We start from the raw sequence: 20,783 nt of genomic DNA on the forward strand, positions 1-20,783 counted from the left end.
TTAGAAAGGAAACATTTACCAGCCTATCCCGTAGTCTTCACCGTGGTTGCTGGAACCGCCCCACATACTGTTGTGCTCCCAGTCGAAGTAGATGGCGTTGATGGGGCCGCTGGTGCGGTCGTCAAACTCCAGGGTGTAGCCCATTTTTTGCAGTTCGTCGCGCACGGCCTGCGGGGTACTGTCGTGGAGCAGGATTTGGCCCGGCTTGGGTTGGCGGTCTTCGTTTTGGGTACCCCCCAACGACAGCCACAGTTGGTTAGAGTTGAAGTTCGCGGCCTCCGCAGCCTGCTGAGTCGTCATATTGAACTCATTGATATTCAGGAAATATTGCAGCAGATTCTGATCTTGTGTATCGCCGCCTTGCACCGCAAAACTCAGGTAGGGTTTCCCGTTTTTTAATGCCAGAGAGGGCGTCAGCGTAACGCGGGGCCGCTTGTCCGGCTCCACCACATTGAAAGGATTCAGGGAAGGTTCCAGCACGAAACTCTGCATGCGCTGACTCATACCTACCCCCGTATTGCCGGCAATGCAGGCGGGAATCCAGCCCCCGCTGGGCGTGATGGATACTACCCAACCTTCCTGGTCGGCCGCTTCCACCGAGGTGGTACCCAGCCACAGGTTTTCCATGTACTCATTCAGCGAGGAGCTGTTGCGGGTATCGTGGGTCGGGGCAAAATTCCGTTTCGTAGTATCCAGCTCATAGCCTCGTTCTTTCAGTAATTCGAGGTACGGGTTCTTTTTGCCTTCAAAGGGATAGGGATCGCCGGGCCCGATCATCGCATCATTTTTTTCGTACTGAATCATCGAGGCCCGCTGCTTCGCGTACGCTTTGCTCAGCAGTCCGTCCATCGGTTCAGCGGGAGTCGCGTACGAATCACCATAATAAAAATCCCGGTCGGCAAAAGCCAGGTTCATGGCCTGGTACACCGTATGGATGTATTTGGCACTGTTGTACCCCATACCTTTGAGGTCAAAATTTTCCAGGATGTTCAGAGCTTGCAGTAGTACCGGCCCTTGCGTCCACTGCTGCATTTTGTATACATCCACGCCCTTGTAGTTCACTTTCAGCGGCTCTTCTTCCAGCGGCTTCCAATTAGCCAGATCATTCATCGTGAAAAGTCCGCCCTGTTCGCGGCTACCCCGCACGATTTCCTGCGCAATATCCCCTTTGTAAAAACGGTCGTAGGCGGCCATAATAGCGTCCTTCCGGCTCTTGCCTTTTTTTAGAGCCTCTTTTTCGGCTTCTACTAGCTTAGTCAGGGTTTGCAGGAGGTCTTTCTGGACAAAAATCTCGCCCGCTTCGGGGGCTTCCCGCTTCTCACCCAAATGGGGCAGGAACACTTTCTTGCTATAAGGCCACGCCTTGATCTCGTCCTTACCGCGTTCCATGCTATTGGCCGTTTGGGCATCGATGGGGTACCCGGCCGCCAGTTCCATGGCCGGAGCCAGTACCTGCTGCAGGTTCAGGGTACCGTAGTTGGCCAGCATCAGCATCAGGCCGCCGGGGGTACCTGGCGTGGTAGCCGCCAGCGGGCCGTACTGCGGGGGAAAGTTGTACCCTTTGCTCTTGAAAAACTCCGGAGTAGCGCCAGTAGGAGCCACACCCATGGCGTTGATGGCGATGACCTTCTTGGTTTTCGGATTAAAAATCAGGGCTTGGGTTTCGCCGCCCCAGCTCAGCACATCCCACATGGTGCAGGTAGCGGCCAGCATGGCGCAGGCAGCATCCACGGCGTTGCCGCCTTTCTGGAACGTCATGGCCCCGGCAGTAGCAGCCAGAGGCTTACCCGTAATGGCCATCCAGTGTTTGCCGTGCAGCGGTGGTTTCTGGGTTTGCTGGGCCGATGCCGAAAGCAGGGTACCCGTCAGTAGCAGGAGAGAGAAAAAGTATTTCATACGATTGGCAGTCAGGTTTAAGTAAGCATTTTCAGGTAAACCGTTACTCACTTCGAAAGTTCAGGGTTTGGGCATACCTACTCACGTCCAGTACGGAAACTTCTTTTTGGTAAAGATCGACTTCGGAATCATGGCGTGCACGCCCAGGGTACGGTCCACTACCTGACTCACCTCAAAGTCTACCCCGGTGCTGGCGATGGACAGTGCCTGGTTGAAGGTGAAATCCAGTTCTTCACTGATGAACTTTACGGCTTCCATCAGGGCATTTTTCATAGCCTGACGCAAGTCGGGATCGAGACCGATGGCGATGAAGTGGGTGGGCGTTTCGGCCCGTACCTGTTTGAGGGTTTTCGCTTTGTGTACAATGAATTTGGCCACCAGCGTTAGCGAAGCTTCGATGGCCGTCCCACTCACCTCGCCGTTGCCCTGCGCCGTGTGACAGTCGCCTACCGTGAAAAGTCCCCCGGGCACCGAAACCGGCAGGTACAGCGTGGTACCTTTGACCAGGTGTTTGATGTCCAGATTACCGCCGAAAAAATCGGGTGGAATAGAACTGACCCGGCCTTTTTCGGGCGGCGGCGACAGGGCCATAACGCCCATAAAGGGCCGGAGTGGCACATCGACGCCATCCACCGTTGAGGCCGTACTTTTCTTTTTATCGTAACGGTAAATAAATGTTTCGCTCGTTTTGACTTCGTCGGGCAGTCCTCCCCCGCCCACCCGTACGGCGTTTATGCCGTAGGTACTTCGGATCGGCAGGTCCATAATCCGGACTTCGAGGCTGTCGCCCGGTTCGGCTCCCTCGATGTAGACAGGACCCGTGAGCATGTGTCCGCGAATGCCGGAAGGCTCGGGCTTCACCTTTTTCAGGGCATCAATAATCTCCTGGGCGTGTTGGTCCAGGGGTAGGTTATGGCTTTTAAAAAAACCTTCCGGGTCTTTCTGGTCAATCCCCACCGTGCTAATGGTTTCTATTGAAGCAATATCGCCATCCTTAATTCGGGCCACCGGCGGCACATCGGCTCCAAAGTACCCCCACACCAGATTTTCGGGCACGGAACGGATCAGGTGGTCCGATTTGATGGGAGCGGCAGCAAGGGTACCTGCGGATGAAGTGGTCGCCAGGGTACTGAGCGACAGGGCTGCTACTCCGCCGACTGCCGATTTTTTCAGGAAACTCCGGCGGGAATTTTGCTTCTCTTCGTCTGAATATAAACTACTCATTTCAATTTGTTTAGGTTGTTGAATGGCGACTGCCCAGGTACCACCCGCGGGATTCCGCTTTCAGCTGTACAATATAGCCAGAGAAGTTGTCATTTATCCCGAATCAGAACTTACTTATGGATTAAGTACCAGTAAATACCAAAATTTTAAAAGAATAGTAAACTCGGTTCCACGAAACACCCTTTATTCTTCCGAGACTCAGGCTTTTTCCCAAACAGTCTTTTACAGCCCGGGCTGTAAATTATTGGCTTTTTTAAGTACTTTTAAAGCCAATCGCCTCGAACTATGCTGTCCGTTTTTACTTTTCTCATACTCCTTTCCTCATCCATGAAACGTGTCTTTTTACTTATCCCGAACCTTCTGATTTTTTTCTCCCTCGTAAGCCTGATAGCCTGCGGGCCAAAAAAGGAAAATTCCGGAAAGGCCCTGCCTCGCATCGCCATCGCCGGTCTCGCCATCGAATCCAGTACCTTTTCCCCGGCTCTCACCCAGGAAGAAGCCTTCCACGCCAAGTCCGGTGACGCGGTATTTTCCTCCTATCCGTTTTTTGAGGCTGGTTCATCCCAGCGTCAGCGGGCTACCTGGTTTCCGGCCGTCGTTGGCAAGGCGCTCCCCGGTGGCACCGTAACCCGTGAGGCATACGAATCGCTGGTGCAGAAAACACTGGACAGTCTGAAGAAGAACGCTCCTTACGACGGCCTGTTTTTTGACATCCACGGTGCCATGAGTGTGGTAGGTCTGGAAGATCCGGAAGGCGATTTTATCGTTCGGATTCGTAAAGCTCTGGGCAACGATATGCTGATTTCGACCTCGATGGATTTGCACGGAAACGTATCGTGGCGGCTTGCTGAAAACACTGATCTGATCACCTGTTACCGTATGGCGCCCCACGAGGATGCTATGGAAACCAAGCAGCGGGCCGTGGACAATCTGCTGGATCGGCTGGAAAGCGGCAAGGGCAAACCCGCCTACAAAGCCTGGATACCGGTGCCGATTCTGTTGCCGGGCGAAAAAACGAGCACGCGCATCGAGCCCGCCAAAAGCATTTATGCCGCGGTAGATCCCGCTACCAAGAAGCCGGGCATTATCGATGCGGCGATCTGGGTAGGATACGCCTGGGCCGACGAACCACGCAATCACGCGGTGGTGATGGTGACAGGCGACGATAAAAGTGCCGTGACAAACACTGCTGAGCAACTGGCCCAAAGTTTCTGGAAAGCCCGCGCCGATTTTGAGTTCGTAGCCCCTACGGGTACCCTGAAGGAAAGCCTCGATAAAGCCATGGTGAGTCAGAAGCATCCCTTCTTCATTAGTGACTCCGGCGATAACCCCACCGCTGGCGGCGCGGGGGACGTAACCTGGACGCTGAAAGAAATTCTGGCCCGACCAGAGTTCAAGACGGACCAAGGCCCCTCGCTGATCTATGCCTCCATTCCCGGTCCCGAATTGGTCGAAAAAGCGATTGCCGCCGGAGTAAGTGGGAAGGTAGATGGCTACGCGGGAGCTGCCGTGGATGCCCGCTACGCCCCGCCCATACATTTGGTAGGTACCGTAGAAGCCATAGAGCGCGGAGATATCAACGCCGAAGTAGAGGTGGTCGTGAAGGTAGGTAGTGTACACGTGATCGTGACCAAGAAGCGGAAACCCTACCACCTGGAAAAGGACTTTACCAACCTCGGCCTGAACCCCCGGAAAACGGATATCGTGGTGGTCAAGATTGGGTACTTGGTACCTGAGCTGTACGACATGCGCGCCGACTGGATTCTGGCGTTGACGCCCGGCGGCGTGGACCAGGACCTGGAACGACTGGGCTACAAGCACATCAATCGCCCGATGTTTCCGCTGGACAAAAATATGAAAGAGCCTGACCTCTCGGCGCAGCTGGTACCTGCCTCCGACAAGCTTTGAAGTGAAGTAGTTGGCTAATACTTTTCCCAACAAAAAACCCTGCTGGCTCCGGAGCCAGCAGGGTTTTTTGTTTTTTGGCAGGAATCGACCAGCCAGTACTCAATTATTTCCATTCAGCTTGGCTGACGGGATTTTGTGTAGTCGAATTCATCGCGCGAGTACAGGGCATTCCGATCATCTACCGGAATAATCACCGTAGGGTCGCCTAGGTAAAGCCGGTAAACTTCGATTTCGTAATCCTGATCAAAGTCGGTGCCCTTGCTGAAACGATTGGTTTTGGCAAAAGTAGCCCGATTGATCTGATCGGTATATACCTCCTCGTCGTCTTCCCGGAGGCTTACCATCCCAATCGGGATAATCACATGGTTTTCACCTTCCTTATTGATAAACTCATGTACGCCTTCGCTGGCAGAGGCTTCCAGCGGCTTATGTCCATCTTCAATAAGTTCTTCGTTCACTTCCACATCGAGGTACACTACGCGCTCGGCTTTTTTACTGGCCAGCAGGCCATCCACCTTGCCAATGGTACGGTCGTCGGCATCCTTGACCGGCCAACCGCGTACGTCGCTGAAATCGGAGGCCACTTTGTAGTCGGACAAATCGTCCAGGTAGTATAGGTCTTTCTTTTTATCAGTCATCGTTCTTTTATTTTTTGGTGAGAATAATCAATTCATATCTTGTAAAACATCCGAAGCTTTGTCGAAATACGCCTTGACCGCCTGTTTCTGGTCCAGGGTCAGTACGTCGGGATCGATGGCCGCCGAGGCTTGCCGGAGTTCGTCCACTTCACCGCTGAGTTGTGGGTACTGTGCTTGCTGCATATTCTGCAGCGTGGTGGTCACCATATCCGTGGCCTTCCGAATGCTATTGGCGTGGGACGTTTCAAAAGGATCAGTGGCAATTTTGTCCGCGTATTCCTTCACCTGGTTCAGATCCGTAGTTGCGTCATAGCCGATCTGGTCTGCCTTGGCTTTTACCGCCTCCGCAAGCCGGGTGAGGGCTTCATTGGCGTAGCTATGATCCAGCCCCATTTTATCGGGATCGTTCTTCACGTATTGCACGTAGCTGGCCACCGCTGGGTCCGGGTTAGAACTGGTACCTGCATTTGTATTATCAATCAGGTCGGTGGTTTCCTGATCGTTTTCTGCCAATCTATCGTCATTGTCGTACATAAATACATAAGCGAGCAATGCCAACACCACCAGTGCAGCCAGAAGCCAGGGCCAGATTGGTTTTTTCTTTTCGATTTTTATTTCAGCCATAGTAGTAATCGTTAATGATAGTAAAATAATGTATTATGTATCTTATTTTACATTAAATGACTACAAACACCATTCCTTCCTCGGAGGTACCCTGTCTAAAAAGGACCATTTACACCCATAAGGAACCATTTTTTGGGCAGGTACCCACATCTTATTCCAGCTAAAATCGCCTATATAAACCCATAAGGAGCTTTTTGGCGGGGTATCATCCATTCTTCCCTCTGGTATTTACACGACCCCTTATCTACCTTACCTGACGTATAGGGGTCGCTGTGGTATTTACCGGACAAAGGTTGGAAGAACGTTCCCACCTAACTGCCGTCGGATATTGACTATTCTTAATTAACCGACAATCAATCGATTACGAATCCAAAGCGTTTTGTGCTATTCTATTCTTTCGGAATCCGGTATATATAAGGTCCTCACGATCGGCACACTTATTTTTTCAAACCTCCCAGGATGCACTCTTATCGGGAGTGGAATGCCAATAGAGCTATGTATCATTATTCATCAACAAACTATGAAACGACTAGAAGGAAAAGTGGCTATTGTGACGGGAGCCGGAACGGGGATTGGAGAGGCGATTGCCCACAAATTTGCGCTGGAAGGCGCTGCACTGGTGTTGAACGGATTGCCCGACGACCCCGTCGTCGATGTAGCCAGCACACTCACCCAACGCGGCTATAAGGCGGTAGCCTATGTGGGTGATGTATCGGAAGAAACGCACGCCCAGGCCTGTGTGCAACTGGTACTTGATACCTACGGAAGGCTGGATATTTTGATCAACAATGCGGGGATGTTTTTGGATACCAGCGAAATGCAGGATTACGACACGCTGGTATTCGACCAGCTTTTGAAAAATAACCTGCGTTCGGCTTTCCTAATGACCAAATACGCTTTACCCCTTTTGCAGAAAAGTAGGGGGAACATTGTTTCGGCGGGCTCCGAAGCGGGCTTCAACGGTCTGGCCCAAAACGCCCCTTACGGCGGCACCAAAGGCTTTATGCACGCATTTATGAAAGGGGTAGCCGTAGAACAGGCTCAATATGGCGTACGCGCCAACTGCGTGTGCCCCGGCGCCATCGATACCGCCTGGACGCACAAAGAAACGGGCTCGATGGACAAGAAAATGGAAAAAACGCTGGTGCAGGCGACGCCCATGGCCCGCCGGGGTACCCCCGAAGAAATGGCCAATGTGTATGCTTTCCTCGCGTCAGATGAAGCCAGCTACGTCACTGGAGCGCTGTGGCTGGCCGATGGCGGCGTCACGGTAGCCAAAGGCCCCGTGGGCGACCTGGTACCTAAAGAATTAAAAAAAGAACCCAAGGGTATTCTGGAGCTGAATCACGAGCGGGACAGCGTCCGTGCCTGATGGTACTTTGTCTGCTGAAAACGGCCGATGGATTCAATGAATGAAACATCGGCCGTTTTTCATGGTTGTGATCATGTACCCCACCAATCTGAAACACTTTTTTTTAATCCTATACCCCACCCAAATCTATGTGGATCGTTTTTGCCCTTTTGGCAGCACTGGCGGCCGGAGCCTCTGTGGTTCTTTCTAAAGCCGGACTCAAAAACCTGGACGCGACGCTGGCGTTCGCTATCCAATCCATCTTCATTCTGCTCATAACCTGGACCGCCACGATCTGGCAGAAAAACCTTTCGGATATTTCCAGCATCGACAAGCGTACCTGGCTTTTTCTGATTGGGGCGGGCGTGGCTACCACGCTTTCTTCCCTGTTCACCTTCCGGGCTCTTAAGCTAGGCGATGCCTCGCTCGTGAGTTCGTTGGAACGACTGTCATTGGTTTTTGCCGTACTATTTGCCGTACTTTTTCTCAAAGAAAAGCTCAACTGGCAGGTAGTGCTGGGGGTTCTACTGATGATCGGCGGCGCGGTACTGATCGGTGTTTCGCAGCAGTCGGCTGAATAGCCGTGCAAACCGAAAGACGCGCAGGGTACCCTGCGCGTCTTTCGGTTCTAAGATTCTCTTTTCCAATTAGTTCATGCGCCCATCTTTCCCATCCAGGCATTGCGGAGTTGCAATTCCTGCGGCGTGGGGTTGGCTTTGGGGGTGAGCGTGGGATATGGAACTATAGCATCGCGCAGGTCGGCGGTGAGTTCTACTTCTTTGGTCTCATCCGCGGATACCTTACGCTTAACCGTAAATGATACGGTATCACCCGCCTTAAACTTCTCGTCGTAGCTCTGTAGCACGGTGGCGTAAGTCTCCATGGTGAAGGGCTGTCCGTTGATAGCCACGATCTGATCCATCGGCTCCAGGCCCAGGCGCTTGCCCAGATCGGTGGCCTCGCTGATGCTTGAAATCATGATGTTCTTGGTACCGGGCATCAGCGCAAAACCCACGCCAAAGGCTTTTTCCACTTCTTTCTTCTCACCGTTGGGATCGTAGGTGATCCCGATGGCATCGAATAGTTCGCCCAGCGGTAGCGGCTCGCCGCCTTCTACGTACCTTCTGAAAAAGTCGCGCATCTCGGGGTAGGTGAGTTCGGTGATTTTATCAAACAGCTCGTCGTCTTTGAACGATTTGTGTTTGCCGTAGGTCTTGGCCAGATCACGCATCAGGTCTTTGGTACCGTACTTGCCGCCGGAAAGTTGACGAAGCTTGAGATCCAGGCTCAGGCCAATCAGCGCCCCTTTTTCGTATACATTGGGGTACTCGTCCTTATAGGTATCCAGCACTTCCTGCGACATGGTCGTGAACGACAGGGTATCATTGTGCCGCGTGCGCGAATTCTCGATTTTATCCATTTGCCGATCCAGGTAGGTAGGCAAGTCAATAAGGCCCGCCTGCAGCTGCGCGTGGTGGGCGGCGTATTCGGTCAGGCCCTCGTACAGCCACAAGTGCCGCGACATTTTGGGGTTGATATAATCGAAGTTGCCGATTTCCTCGCTGTGGATGCTCAACGGGGTCAGGATGTGAAAAAATTCGTGCGCAGCGATGTCCTTGATGGATTTGGACAACTGCTCCTCCGAAAAGGTTTCGGGTAGGTAATAGAACGACGACTGCGCGTGCTCCAGGGCACCGTAGCGGGTCAAGTCCTGGCGGTCGGACATATAGATGATGAAGGCATACTTGTCGATGGGCAAGGTACCCCCCAGGTAGTCCTTCTGCGCTTCCAGTGTGGGTTTGATGTCGGCGGCCAGATCCTTGGTAGCGAATTTATTGTTGGGAGAAAACACCGACACCAGAATGTCCGCATTCCCTACCTTCAGCCACACGGTGTCGGGGCGGTTGTACATCAGAGGCGCGTCGGCCAGGGCGTGGTAATCGTCCGTGACGAACACATCCTTGTTGCTGGCCGCATCTTTATTCTGGTTCACCAGCGAGGTAGAGCCGTAGAAGCCCTGGGGCTTGGTGATGCTGACGCGGTAGGGTAGCTTTTCCATGTCCTGAAAGTACCCGAAAAAGCCGAAGGAATTCAGTACGAAGATCCGATCCTGCTCGATGTCGGTGCCACTGGGTTCGAATACGTCTTCCGTGATTTCGGGAGTATCCCAGGTATCGTCAACCTGGTACGAAATCCGGGCCAGTTTCTTGGCCTTGCTGATTTTCCAGCTGTTTTTGTCCAGCTTCTCCACTTTGAGGGCGCGGCCTTTCTTATCAAACGCCTTAAAATTGCTGGCATACGAGCCGTAATTATTGATGGAATAGGTACCCGGCACTACCCTGGGCAAGTGGTAGGTGGCCGTCTTCTGCCGAATCGGGGGAGTATCCAGATTCACGGTCAGTTTGTCGTCCTGGGGCTGCGTAAGATCGACGGAAAACTGGTACTCTTTCTGGGCGAATCCCGAAAAGCTGGCCGTGAGCAGCGCCAGCAGGAAAACATATTTCGCTTGTTTCATTCAGTAAATGGAATTGTGGTTAATAAGAAGTCCCATGCGGGTATCGGCAATACAAACGTAAAAGAAACAGCAATATAATATAGTAAGGTTCTGCTTCTATGATAAATAGCGTATTTCGATCAATAGCATATTTCGGGTCAGTAGCAGAGCCGGGTGGGGGTACGTGTTTTCTTCCGATCTCTACCTATCTGGCGTCTTACTTTTTTACTTTCTTCGTATTACTTTTTTACTTTCTTCGTATTACTTTTTTACTTTCTTCGTACGGCCTTTGGGCTGCACCAGCGGCAGGATGATCCGAAACTCCGCACCGTCGTTTTTCTTGCTTAGGGCCGAGATTTTACCCTGGTGGAATTCCACGATTTTTTTGCAAAGGGCCAGGCCAATGCCGCTTCCGCCGTACAGGTCAACCTGGTGGAGGCGTTTGAAGATGGTGAATACCTGCTCCTCGTACTTCTGTTCAAAGCCGATGCCGTTGTCTTTCACCCTGATTTCAACGAAGGTCGGCGACTCTCCGATTTTGTTGGGGGAAGGTGGGTGCAGGTCGGCGGTTTCTAACTTCGAGAGTACCCGCGATGTAATCGTAATTACAGAAGGCACCCCCTCTTTCGAGAATTTCAGGGCATTGCCGATGAGGTTGTAGAAAAGCTGGTTGATCTGGAACGGAATTGCTTCCAGCGTGGGAAGATTTTCGTAGGTGATCGTCGCGTTTTTTTCGGCAATCATCAATTCCAGATCGTTGACCACGGTGTTGAGCGTCTCGTTCAAATCCGTCGGTGTCAAAAGCCTGGCGTGATGGGTGAGGCGGGAATAATCGAGCAGGTCGCTGATGAGCCGGCTCATCCGGTGTGATGCCTCCTCGATCTTGTCCAGGTATACCTGAGACTCTTGCGTCAGTTGATGCCTGTCGGTTTCCTGCAAACGGCTGCTCAGCAGGAGTATTTTCCGGAGTGGCTCCTGCAAATCGTGACTGGCGGCCCGCGCAAACTCCCCCAGCCGGACATTGACCTGCTGTAGCTCATCCACCTGCGCTGCCAGCTGTTCGCTGAATAGTTTCAGTTTATGTTCCGCCGTTTTCCGTTCTGTGATATCCTCCATCGCCAACAGGATCAAGCGTTCCTCACTGGCTTCATTGATAATCTGTCGGGCGTTCAGCAGCAGGGTACGTTCACCGAGTTCGGGCGATTTTAACACGATTTCAAGGTCAGCCATATGCTGGCGTTTGGGCAGGACTTTCTCCAGGTTGTCGCGCAGCTCCGGCTGATTCCAGCGGTGATTTTGTATTTCGTAAAACAATTGCCCCTCTACGTCCGTCTCCGCCATGTTGAATTTCTGGTAGAAGGACTCGTTGGCATTCCTGATCCGTAGTTTATGATCCAGTACTACGAGCGGATGCCGGATGGTGGTGACGATGGCCTCGGCGTACAGGCGGGCGTCGTTGAGCTGCTGCTGGTTGTCGAGCAGTTCCTGGTTGATGACGGTGAGTTCCTCATTGGTACTTTGCAGCTCTTCCTTAGAGGTTTCCAGCTCTTCGTTCAGGCTCTGCATTTCCTCGTTACTGCTTTGCATCTCTTCATTGGTACTTTGCAGCTCCTCATTGACGGCCTCCATGTCTTCAGTAATCGCGCGCATGTCTTCGCGGGCCTGCGACAGTTCCTTTTCCAATTGCGCAATGCGCTCCTGAAGGTGGGTACTCTCGGCTTTTGCCTCACCCGGTTGGGCCGCAGCTTGCCCAGGTACCATTCCCTTTTCCTGAAAAAGTACCAGATAATGCGGCTCGACGGTATTGGTGAGCGGTACGATCTCGATCGAAACGAGCGATTCTTTTCCGTTGACCTTGATCGGAATATTATCCTTCCTGACTGGCACCTCGCTTTGCCTGGCCTTATACAGGGCATTGCGCAATTCAAAAGACAACCCTTCGCGCGCCATTTTGAGCAGGTTGAAGGTAGGTTTGCCAGGCGAAGGTTCCAGAAACGGCGTGACCACGCTATGGATGTGCACGATGTCCATCTGTTCGTTCACGACGACGCTGGCGGGGGTGAATTTGGTGAGCAGAACCGCCTCGGCACTTTTGCGGTAATCGGTCTGGGTGGCACTCGGCTTGGCGGCCCGGTGGTCTTTCTGCGCCAAGGCTTCCTCCCGCCGTTCGGTAGTCACATGTATGAACCGACCCGGTACCGACTTGCGGGCGTATATTTTTTCCTGCTTGGTAAATAGGGTGAACAACTCGGACGAAGCTCCGGCGGTTTCAGATTTCCCAAGCAATAGAAACCCATTTTCCCGCAGTGCGTAATGAAAGGTAGTCAGGGCTTTCTTTTGCAAAAAAGGATCCATGTAGATGAGCACATTGCGGCAGCTGATTAGGTCCATGCGGGCGAAGGGCGGATCGGTCAGAAAATTGTGGGGAGCGAACACGCACATATCGCGAATCACCTTGCTTACCTCGTAGCCATCCGTATGCCGGGTAAAATAGGTTTTGAGCTGGGCCTCAGAAACGGCCTGCACGTCATCGATGGAATATACCGCGGCCCGGGCCTTGCGGATGTTCCGTTCAGAAAGATCAGAAGCAAAAATCGAAATTTTGGTACCCGCCGCTTTACTTCCCAGAAACTCGTGCAGGCACATGGCAATGGAGTAGGCCTCCTCGCCTGTGGAGCAGCCCGCGATCCAGATCCGGATAGGCTCATCGGCCGATTTGCTTTTGAACAGGGCGGGAAACACCGTTTCGGTCAGGGCATGGAAGGTCTTGGGGTCGCGAAAAAAGGAAGTGACCGCAATGAGCATGTCCTGACACAGCGCTTCCTGCTCGTTTCGATTTTCGCGCAGGAAGTCGAAGTAGGTGGGCAGCTGGGTGTTTTTTTTACTGAGCGCCATCCGGCGGGCTATGCGGCGCCGTAGTGTAGGCTGTTTGTAATAGGTAAAGTCGACCCCGCAACGCTGACGCAAAAGCGAAAGGATTTGTTTGAAAACCTGCTCATCGTCTTTGGGGATGCGCTCTTCTTCTTCCAGTTCGGTATAGCCGGCCTGGTAAGCCTGGCTGATTTTCCGCAGTTGTCCGGGAATCTTTTCGGGAGACAGGGTAAAATCAACCACTTCTGCCTGAAGGGCACTTTGGGGCATCCCTCCGTAGGCGGCTGATTCCCCGTCCTGCGCAAATGTGATACCCCCGTACTCCTTGATGGCTTTCAGACCGAGGGTACCGTCGCTCCCCGTGCCCGACAACACCACACCCACCGCAAAGGTACTGTGCACCTCGGCCAGGGAGGCAAAAAACACATCGATGGGCATGTTGGGACGTTTGGCCCGATCAAGCGGACTGAGTTTAAGTACCCCATCGGTGGCGGTCAAGATCTTGTTTTCCGGGATTATGTAGACATGGTCGGGGGCAAGGCGGATATCGTCTGTAATTTCATGGACCGGCAGGCTGGTTTCCTTAGCCAGAATTTCGGGCAGCAGGCTTTCGTGGTCGGGATTGAGGTGTTGCACCAGTACGTAGGCCATCCCCAAATCAACGGGGAGAGCCCGCAGAAACCGTTTGAAGGCATCGAGCCCACCCGCGGAAGCGCCAATCCCCACTACGGGAAAGTTTTGCGCTGAAGGCGCAGGTTCTGCTTTTTTCTTTGCTGCCATCAATAAAGAACTTCATGGGTGGAATGCCTGCGAAGGTACTCATTAGAATCGAAAAACCGTCTCGGCGTGGACTTCGCCGGATTTTTATATACCCTTTCTGTAAGAAGGCAGTACCCTTTGATCCTACTTCTGAAAATTACGCAGCAACGAGTTGAGCTGGGTGCGGCTTTTCACGTTGGTCTTTTGATATATGCGGTGCGTGTGGTCTTTGATGGTCTGCAATGTTACAAACAGCTGCTCCGCTATTTCCTTATTGGCCTTTCCTTGGTAAATCTCCTGGATGATTTCGCTCTCGCGGGGCGTGATTCCATAAACTTCCACAAATTTCTCAAAAGAAGGGGTACCTATGATTACAGGTACTGCGTGCGGCAAACCGATCGCTGTGGGGTCAGGCTCAGGCAAGTCCACCTGGTATATGAAGTAGGTCACAAATGCCGTGTGCATCAGAAAGTACAACAACACAAAGAGCAATTCAACGGCGGGTATTTCCCGCAGATCAAGCAACAGCAATCCATGCAAAACGCCTATCCCAACGACCACTACCGCCAGCACGGTTTTGGATTTCCGCTGAAGGTACCTTGCCTCGAAAAAAAACAACTGCATGGCCACCCACGTCATCAGCACCAGCACCAGGGCACCGTACGCCTGATATAAGGTCCACGTACTTCCATAGCCGGCCACGACGAGCAAGGCCAGCAGTAGCAAAGGTACCAGGGAGGGCAGCAGATAAGTCCGCACCGGACGGTTTGCGAGGTGTATCATCCAGAGCACCAGCATCAGCTTACTCACCAATAAGAAGGGTACGCTGAGCATGATCAGGAAACGCGCCAGAGCGGCCAGATTATCCGGCCGTAGCTCGGCAAAAAACAGGCTCCGCAACAAGATCTGACTCCACAAAGCATAAAATCCGAAGGTGTAGATCAGGATGAGGTAATACTGCAAATACCGGAGGGCGGGATACAGCCGGTATTCTTTCCGGCGGAATAGTACCAGTACGCCTCCGGCCGTCAGCCCGAGGCAGAACATAAAACAAACCCAATGGTAGAAGGTACTGGTGGCCATACGAAAATCAAAAGTTTACGGGCTCCAAAAATACCCATCCAAAGTATGGGAAGGGCCCTACTTTGGTAGTGAATTTGAAAATCACTACCAAAGTAGCTATTGATGGACAGGGCTTTACCTTACTTTTGACCCATTCACAATTTATTCATCAAACCCAAGGTACCCATGGAAGATAAAGTCCTTTTGATCCCTCCCAGCATAGAAGGCAGCCTGAAATACGGCTGGCAAAAAATGAAGCAGTACTTCCTGCCGCTTCTGCTGGTGGTGTTGGTCATTGCCGTAGCCAATGCCCCGGTAGACCGAATCAAGGAAGTTACCAAAGACCAAACCGCCCACAAGACCATTCTACAACTGATAGGAGCGGCGTACTGGCTGCTGCTGCTACCCGTATTCGAGTACAGCGCCGACCTGCTGTTCGTACACGCGGTTCGCAATCAGCCGCTGGATTTCAAAAACCTGCTGGCGGGCTTCCGCAACTACCTCGACGTCGTGCTGGCGCATCTGCTCACCGCCGCCCTGATCGGTATCGCCCTCGTGGCGCTCATCATTCCGGGCATTATCGTGGCCTGCCGACTGGCGTTCGTGTCGTACCTAGTAATGAACAAAGGTCTCGATCCCATCGCGGCAGTTGAAACCAGTTGGAAAATGACCAAAGGACATGGTTGGGAAATCTTCGGCCTGGCGCTCACTTCGATCCTGATTTTTTTTGTCGGGCTCGTGTGCCTTATCGTAGGGATTTTCCCGGCGTTGATCTGGATCAAAGCATCCTTTGCTTCGTTGTATGAGGCTGTGCTAATCGAGCAAGAAGGTACCCTCCTACCGTAAATTCCTTTCCAGCTTTAACCTGTCCTTCTTTCAGAATAAAAAGGAGGACAGGTTTTTATTTCACTGATTTTGCTCATACGGGCCGGTTTGGTATCTTCATTGTTTTGCATCCCCTTTAGATATCAAAAGCAAATAGTGACCAATAGCCCCACTACTCCATGACTTATCCCTATATATCCGCACAGGAGGCCGTCAAAATGATCCGCAGCAACGACCGCGTATTCGTACACGGTGCGGCGGCTACCCCTACCCTGTTGCTGGAAGCGCTGGCCGAACGCGCGGCCGAACTTCGTAACGTGCAGACGATCCACCTGCACCTGGAAGGCCCTATGCCGCTGGCTAATCCGGGATTTGAAGAATCTTTTCACCCCAACGCACTGTTCATTGGGGCCAATCTGCGGACGGCCATTGCCGAGGGGCGAGCCAGCTACATGCCCATTTTCCTGAGCGAGGCCCCGCTGCTGTTTCGGAATAACATCTGGCCGCTCGATGTAGCGCTCGTGCAGGTTTCCCCGCCCGATCGGCACGGATTCTGTTCGCTGGGCGTATCGGTGGACGTAGCCCGGGCGGCAGTCGACACGGCCCGTAAGACCATTGCCCTCGTCAATCCCCACATGCCCCGCACCCACGGCGACGGACAGATTCACATCAGCCGGTTCAGTGCCTTATGCTTTCACGAAACTCCCCTTTTCACCCACGATCCCCAACAACCCACCGAAACCGAGATGGCTATTGGCCGGCACGTGGCGGGTTTGGTCGAAGACGGCGCAACCTTACAGGTGGGCATTGGTGGTATTCCGAACGCTACCCTGAGGTACCTTACCAACCACAAAGATCTGGGCCTGCATACGGAAATGTTTTCGGACGGCATCATCGACCTGGTCGAGAAGGGCGTGATGACGGGTATTCACAAGAAAAAGTATCGGGGGAAAATCGTATCAAGCTTTGCGATAGGCAGTCAGCGGCTCTACGATTTCATGGACGACAACCCGACCGTAGCCATGCTGGAAGCCTCCTACACCAACGATACGTCCGTGATCCGAACCAATCCCAAGGTAACGGCCATCAACAGCGCCATCGAAATAGACCTCACGGGGCAGGTGTGCGCCGATTCTATCGGGATGCGACTCTATTCGGGTGTGGGCGGCCAGATGGACTTCATCCGGGGTGCGTCGCTGTCGCAGGGCGGCAAGCCCATCATCGCCCTGCCTTCGGTGACTTCACGCGGAGAATCCAAGATTGTCCCTACCCTGAAAGAAGGCGCGGGCGTGGTGACCACCCGGGCGCACGTTCACTACATCGCTACCGAATACGGTGTGGCCAACCTGTACGGAAAAACCATCAAACAGCGGGCGCAGGCGCTCATTGCCATTGCCCACCCTTCCCACCAGGAAATGCTGGAACGCATGGCTTTTGAACGCTTCGGCGGCAGGGCGTAGCTTGGAATTAAAGCGGGGGGTACCTTCAGACCATCCAGCTGTGGCCATCTTTGGCGATCAGCGCGTCGGCCTCTACCGGGCCGCGCGTACCCGCTTCGTAGTTGGGAAAATCGGCCGCCGGGGTAGCTTCCCAGGCTTCGATGATCGGCATGAGTACCTGCCAGGCCGCTTCTACCTGATCGGCGCGCATGAAGAGGGTCGAATCTCCCCTGGTGATGTCAAGCAACAGCGTTTCGTAGGCCTCGGGGGTACCTTCGGTAGGCGCACCGGCTTTTTCAAAATCATCGTAGGAAAACTGCATCTCGACCGGATGTAGTGCCATTTCCAGTCCCGGCCGTTTGGCCTGAAACTGCATCCGGATACCCATGCAGGGCTGAATATTGATAATGAGCCGATTGGGCTGCCAATTGGTCGTCGCTTCGGGGGGGAACGATTGGTGGGGTACGGGCTTGAACTGGATCGTGATCACCGAATCGGTTTCGCTCAGCCGCTTCCCGGTGCGGAGGTAAAAAGGTACCCCCTGCCAGCGCCAGTTGTCGATAAACAGCTTTAGGGCCGCAAAGGTGAGTTGCGCGGAGTTGGCCGCTACATCCTCTTCCTGATGGTAGCCTATTGCTTTTTTACCCTCGATCCAGCCTGCTCCGTACTGTCCGCGTACGGCCACCTGGCTCACTTCGTCGGGGCGAATCGTACGTAAAGCGTTCAGTACATCCACTTTACGATTCCGTACTTCGTCGGCATGGTACGACACCGGCGGCTCCATAGCTACCAGGCACAGCAACTGAAACAGGTGGTTTTGTACCATATCGCGCAGGGCGCCGGCTGTTTCATAAAAATCGCCCCGGCTTTCCACGCCCAACTGCTCCGACACCGATATCTGTACATGGTCGATATAATTGCGATTCCAGATGTGTTCGAAGAGCGCATTGGCAAACCTAAAAGCGAGGATATTCTGAACCGTTTCCTTACCCAGGTAGTGGTCGATGCGGTAAATCTGTGACTCCTCAAAAATAGACCCCAGCAAGGTATTGAGTTGCCGGGCACTCGCAAGATCACGCCCGAAGGGTTTTTCGATCACGATGCGCGTAGTGGCCAGGGTACCCGCCAGCTTGCTTTTGGCGATATTTTCGGCAATGACCGGAAAAAATCCGGGTGATACCGCCAGGTAGTACACGATGCACGGTTCCAGTTGCCACTCCTGCTGGTAGTGGTGTATCCTTTGGGCAAACTCCGCGTACGCTTTCGCCTCTTTTATGTTGGAAATCTGATAGGTAATATGCTCGGAAAATTCTTTCCATTTCGCCTTCTCCGCCTTCCCCTTCCGCGAAAATTGATTGATACCCTGTAAGAGATTATTCCGGAACTGTTCATCGGTCAGCTCGGTACGGCCCGTGCCTATGATGGCAAATTCGGCGGGCAACCAGCCATCCAGAAACAGGTTGTAGAGGGCCGGGGTTATTTTACGATGGTTGAGGTCGCCGGTACCGCCGAAAATAATGAATACCGTAGGTTTGGTTTTAGCGGATGTTGCCACAGTAGGTAGGTTTTGGAGAAAAATACAGTGCAATAAAAGTTAGAACGGTAAGATACCCAATTCAGTTTTGAATTGTACTTCCGTCCATCATTCTTTGACACCCCGCAGTACGTGCCGTTTCCCCCACGGCCCGGGATGCTTCTCGACCCGGAAGCCCGCGCTGCGCAGGGCGCGCTGCACGTCGCTTTTGGCGCAATAAGTAACAAGGTACCCCCCTGTTTTGGTAAAAGCCGCCACCTGCGCGAATGTCTCCGCGGTCCAGAGTTCGGGTTGAACCCTGGGCGCAAACGCATCATAATAGATGACATCGAACAGGGTACCTTCCGCAGAAAAGTGCTGCAATAAAGTTTGGTGTTTGACCAGCGTAAAGTAGGGCGACAGATGGATTGGGGTACCCCAGGCGGCCTGATGGACGCTGGCCAGGCCGTCCTGGCCGACGAGAGCTCCGTAGTTGAGTTGTTCGGCTTCTGCATCAGAAATCGGGTAGGCTTCGATTCCGACATACTCCACCGGTTTACGATGCTGCTCGGCCCATTGCCAGGTCAGCAGGGCATTCAGCCCGGTACCCAGGCCCATTTCAAATATCCGTATTTCGTCGGCTTTATCCAGAAAAGGGTCGATCCCCAGCTCGATAAAAATGCGGCGCGATTCCTGCAAAGAACCGTGGATGGAGTGGTAGTGCTGATCGAAACCCGGGTCGTATAGCGTATGAGAGCCGTCTTCCGTCAGGAACAGGCGGGAAGGTAGTGAGTCCATTTCCCAAAATAAATCCTCAAATCATTCGCTGCAGCACAAAGCGGGCAAAAAATATTTTGCCCTCGCGCTTCACCAACAGCTCGATGGGCTTTCCGTCGCCCCTTTGCAGCATTTTGTAGATTTCGCTCACATTGAGGTCCTCGGCCGCATGGTCGTTGATGAACAAGATTTGGTCACCCTCGGCAAGACCGGCCAACTTAGCGGGAGAATCCTTGCTCACGGCATTGACGAAGTAATTCTTATAGCCATTCCCCGCGGCTTTGATCTCAAGCCCGCTCATGTCGTGTTCGAACGATTCACGCAGCCGGCGTTTGACGGGTTTCAGCACCATGTACCGATCATGGTAGTTCATGGTCACCCGGAAGCGGCGCAGCAATTCGCAGCCCACATTGCCCTGCCGCTCGTAGCGGTCGGGGAGTTTGGAGCCAAAAGAGGTACTATCAGGAAAGGACGCCACGATGTTGTCGAGTTCGAAACGGCCAAATTTGATCCGGGCGATTCGGCCCAGGTTGCCATTTATGACGCCATTCAATCCCCGGCCCAGCTGGGTGTGGATTACTTTTTCGGGAAGCTGAATTTTATTGTCAGCATTCTGGTCCAGCAACAACGCGTGGCCCGCGCCCGTATCGATGATGACCCGGATGGGGTGCTCACGCCCGTCGGCAAACAGCGCCACGGCATTGGTGAAGGGTTTGGTATCTTCGATGGTGATCGGGTATTGCTCTCCTTTCCGTTTCCGGTACTTGTAACGGCCCGGCTTCTCCAGGATCAGTTCCTTGCGATTGAAATCGATAGTTACCACAAAGTTGTTGAACACCTCGTAGCCAAAAATGCCGTGGACGGGCAGACCTACGTACTCCGACAAATGCAGGAAATCCTCATCCAGCACCAGCATATTCTGGTGCTTAGCCTTCATCCGGTTCATCGACAGGGAGTTGTCCAGCGCTACATGCGCCGTCACGTTCTCGCCTTCGCCTGCTCCGGCCAGCACTACCGGACGGGTGAGCTGGAGATGCTGCCCGGCCAGCACCTTGGGATCGGTAACGAGGGTGGTACTAACGCCAGTATCCAGGATAAAATGCAGCGTATCAGATCCATTGATCTGAACTGGAACAATAATCAGGTTGGAATGGAATTCAAAGGGGATGCGCGTCACTTTCCGGTTTCCTTCCAGGAAAAAACCGAACTTATCTTCGGGCTCCCACGCACGCTGGGCAGCTACGCGGAGAAAACCACTCAGTATTAGTCCAAACACCAGAAGTATATAGGTACCACTTCTCTTCATAACTAACTCACAACTGGGATATTAGACAAATATAAGCCCTGTTGTCTTGATTAAACACAAAAAAAACTTATTAGGTGTCTAAAAGTTTAGATTTTT

At 53.0% G+C, this 20,783-nt stretch carries 15 protein-coding genes; 5 read left to right on the top strand and 10 right to left on the bottom strand.

Features of this window, described 5'->3' with window-relative positions; genetic code table 11:
* Positions 1–15 precede the first annotated feature (15 nt).
* Positions 16–1,896 (bottom strand): gamma-glutamyltransferase family protein, encoded by a 1,881-nt coding sequence (locus GBK04_RS09505; protein ID WP_152758977.1) that lies wholly within the window; start codon positions 1,894–1,896, stop codon positions 16–18.
* Positions 1,897–1,977: 81 nt separating this feature from the next.
* Positions 1,978–3,120, bottom strand: a complete 1,143-nt coding sequence (locus GBK04_RS09510; protein WP_152758979.1) for an acetamidase/formamidase family protein — start codon at positions 3,118–3,120, stop codon at positions 1,978–1,980.
* Between the two features lie 327 nt (positions 3,121–3,447).
* On the opposite strand from GBK04_RS09510, the gene GBK04_RS09515 reads away from it, so the two are divergent.
* The gene (locus GBK04_RS09515) at positions 3,448–5,028 is read left to right on the top strand and encodes a M81 family metallopeptidase (protein WP_152758981.1); all 1,581 of its coding nucleotides are present in this window, start codon (positions 3,448–3,450) and stop codon (positions 5,026–5,028) included.
* A 113-nt stretch (positions 5,029–5,141) separates the two neighbouring features.
* Here GBK04_RS09515 and GBK04_RS09520 read toward each other — a convergent pair whose 3' ends face one another.
* Positions 5,142–5,666, bottom strand: coding sequence for a PRC-barrel domain-containing protein (locus GBK04_RS09520; protein WP_152758982.1), 525 nt, complete (start codon positions 5,664–5,666; stop codon positions 5,142–5,144).
* A 27-nt stretch (positions 5,667–5,693) separates the two neighbouring features.
* Positions 5,694–6,290 carry a hypothetical protein gene (locus GBK04_RS09525; protein ID WP_152758984.1) on the bottom strand — a complete coding sequence of 199 codons (597 nt, stop codon included), beginning with the start codon at positions 6,288–6,290 and terminating at the stop codon, positions 5,694–5,696.
* A 520-nt stretch (positions 6,291–6,810) separates the two neighbouring features.
* Here GBK04_RS09525 and GBK04_RS09530 point away from each other — a divergent pair.
* Positions 6,811–7,662: an SDR family NAD(P)-dependent oxidoreductase gene (locus tag GBK04_RS09530; protein WP_152758986.1), complete on the top strand. Its 852-nt coding sequence runs from the start codon at positions 6,811–6,813 to the stop codon at positions 7,660–7,662.
* Positions 7,663–7,790: 128 nt separating this feature from the next.
* Positions 7,791–8,222, top strand: a complete 432-nt coding sequence (locus tag GBK04_RS09535; protein WP_152758988.1) for an EamA family transporter — start codon at positions 7,791–7,793, stop codon at positions 8,220–8,222.
* 71 nt (positions 8,223–8,293) lie between these two features.
* Here GBK04_RS09535 and GBK04_RS09540 read toward each other — a convergent pair whose 3' ends face one another.
* The 3 genes from GBK04_RS09540 to GBK04_RS09550 form a co-directional block, all read right to left on the bottom strand.
* Positions 8,294–10,156, bottom strand: a complete 1,863-nt coding sequence (locus GBK04_RS09540; protein WP_152758989.1) for a M61 family metallopeptidase — start codon at positions 10,154–10,156, stop codon at positions 8,294–8,296.
* A 240-nt stretch (positions 10,157–10,396) separates the two neighbouring features.
* Positions 10,397–13,786, bottom strand: coding sequence for a chemotaxis protein CheB (locus tag GBK04_RS09545; protein ID WP_152758991.1), 3,390 nt, complete (start codon positions 13,784–13,786; stop codon positions 10,397–10,399).
* A 123-nt stretch (positions 13,787–13,909) separates the two neighbouring features.
* Positions 13,910–14,848, bottom strand: coding sequence for a LuxR C-terminal-related transcriptional regulator (locus GBK04_RS09550; protein ID WP_152758993.1), 939 nt, complete (start codon positions 14,846–14,848; stop codon positions 13,910–13,912).
* A gap of 165 nt (positions 14,849–15,013) precedes the next feature.
* Between GBK04_RS09550 and GBK04_RS09555 the strand changes: the two genes are divergently transcribed.
* Both GBK04_RS09555 and GBK04_RS09560 read left to right on the top strand, forming a co-directional pair.
* Positions 15,014–15,673, top strand: coding sequence for a DUF975 family protein (locus GBK04_RS09555; protein ID WP_152758995.1), 660 nt, complete (start codon positions 15,014–15,016; stop codon positions 15,671–15,673).
* A gap of 158 nt (positions 15,674–15,831) precedes the next feature.
* Complete coding sequence (locus GBK04_RS09560; RefSeq protein ID WP_152758997.1) at positions 15,832–17,112, top strand: acetyl-CoA hydrolase/transferase family protein; 1,281 nt, start codon at positions 15,832–15,834, stop codon at positions 17,110–17,112.
* 25 nt (positions 17,113–17,137) lie between these two features.
* Here the strand turns inward: GBK04_RS09560 and zwf are convergent, their stop codons facing one another.
* From zwf to GBK04_RS09575, 3 genes are all read right to left on the bottom strand, one after another.
* The gene (gene zwf, locus GBK04_RS09565; RefSeq protein WP_373330856.1) at positions 17,138–18,646 is read right to left on the bottom strand and encodes a glucose-6-phosphate dehydrogenase; all 1,509 of its coding nucleotides are present in this window, start codon (positions 18,644–18,646) and stop codon (positions 17,138–17,140) included.
* A gap of 87 nt (positions 18,647–18,733) precedes the next feature.
* A complete protein-coding gene (mnmC2, locus tag GBK04_RS09570; RefSeq protein WP_152759001.1) occupies positions 18,734–19,402 on the bottom strand; it encodes a tRNA (5-methylaminomethyl-2-thiouridine)(34)-methyltransferase MnmC2 in 669 nt (222 codons plus the stop codon).
* Between the two features lie 16 nt (positions 19,403–19,418).
* A complete protein-coding gene (locus tag GBK04_RS09575; RefSeq protein ID WP_152759003.1) occupies positions 19,419–20,687 on the bottom strand; it encodes an aspartyl protease family protein in 1,269 nt (422 codons plus the stop codon).
* Between the last annotated feature and the right edge of the window lie 96 nt (positions 20,688–20,783).

The sequence above is a fragment of the Salmonirosea aquatica genome (assembly GCF_009296315.1).
GTDB classification, from domain to species: domain Bacteria; phylum Bacteroidota; class Bacteroidia; order Cytophagales; family Spirosomataceae; genus Salmonirosea; species Salmonirosea aquatica.

Bases quoted from the DNA above. Each gene is read 5' to 3' on its own strand.
- GBK04_RS09575 (WP_152759003.1), bottom strand. From the start codon at position 20,687: ATGAAGAGAAGTGGTACCTATATACTTCTGGTGTTTGGACTAATACTG.
- GBK04_RS09545 (WP_152758991.1), bottom strand. From the start codon at position 13,786: ATGGCAGCAAAGAAAAAAGCAGAACCTGCGCCTTCAGCGCAAAACTTT.
- GBK04_RS09560 (WP_152758997.1), top strand. From the start codon at position 15,832: ATGACTTATCCCTATATATCCGCACAGGAGGCCGTCAAAATGATCCGC.
- GBK04_RS09555 (WP_152758995.1), top strand. From the start codon at position 15,014: ATGGAAGATAAAGTCCTTTTGATCCCTCCCAGCATAGAAGGCAGCCTG.
- GBK04_RS09505 (WP_152758977.1), bottom strand. From the start codon at position 1,896: ATGAAATACTTTTTCTCTCTCCTGCTACTGACGGGTACCCTGCTTTCG.
- GBK04_RS09530 (WP_152758986.1), top strand. From the start codon at position 6,811: ATGAAACGACTAGAAGGAAAAGTGGCTATTGTGACGGGAGCCGGAACG.
- GBK04_RS09510 (WP_152758979.1), bottom strand. From the start codon at position 3,120: ATGAGTAGTTTATATTCAGACGAAGAGAAGCAAAATTCCCGCCGGAGT.
- mnmC2 (WP_152759001.1), bottom strand. From the start codon at position 19,402: ATGGACTCACTACCTTCCCGCCTGTTCCTGACGGAAGACGGCTCTCAT.
- GBK04_RS09535 (WP_152758988.1), top strand. From the start codon at position 7,791: ATGTGGATCGTTTTTGCCCTTTTGGCAGCACTGGCGGCCGGAGCCTCT.
- GBK04_RS09525 (WP_152758984.1), bottom strand. From the start codon at position 6,290: ATGGCTGAAATAAAAATCGAAAAGAAAAAACCAATCTGGCCCTGGCTT.
- GBK04_RS09540 (WP_152758989.1), bottom strand. From the start codon at position 10,156: ATGAAACAAGCGAAATATGTTTTCCTGCTGGCGCTGCTCACGGCCAGC.
- GBK04_RS09550 (WP_152758993.1), bottom strand. From the start codon at position 14,848: ATGGCCACCAGTACCTTCTACCATTGGGTTTGTTTTATGTTCTGCCTC.
- GBK04_RS09520 (WP_152758982.1), bottom strand. From the start codon at position 5,666: ATGACTGATAAAAAGAAAGACCTATACTACCTGGACGATTTGTCCGAC.
- GBK04_RS09515 (WP_152758981.1), top strand. From the start codon at position 3,448: ATGAAACGTGTCTTTTTACTTATCCCGAACCTTCTGATTTTTTTCTCC.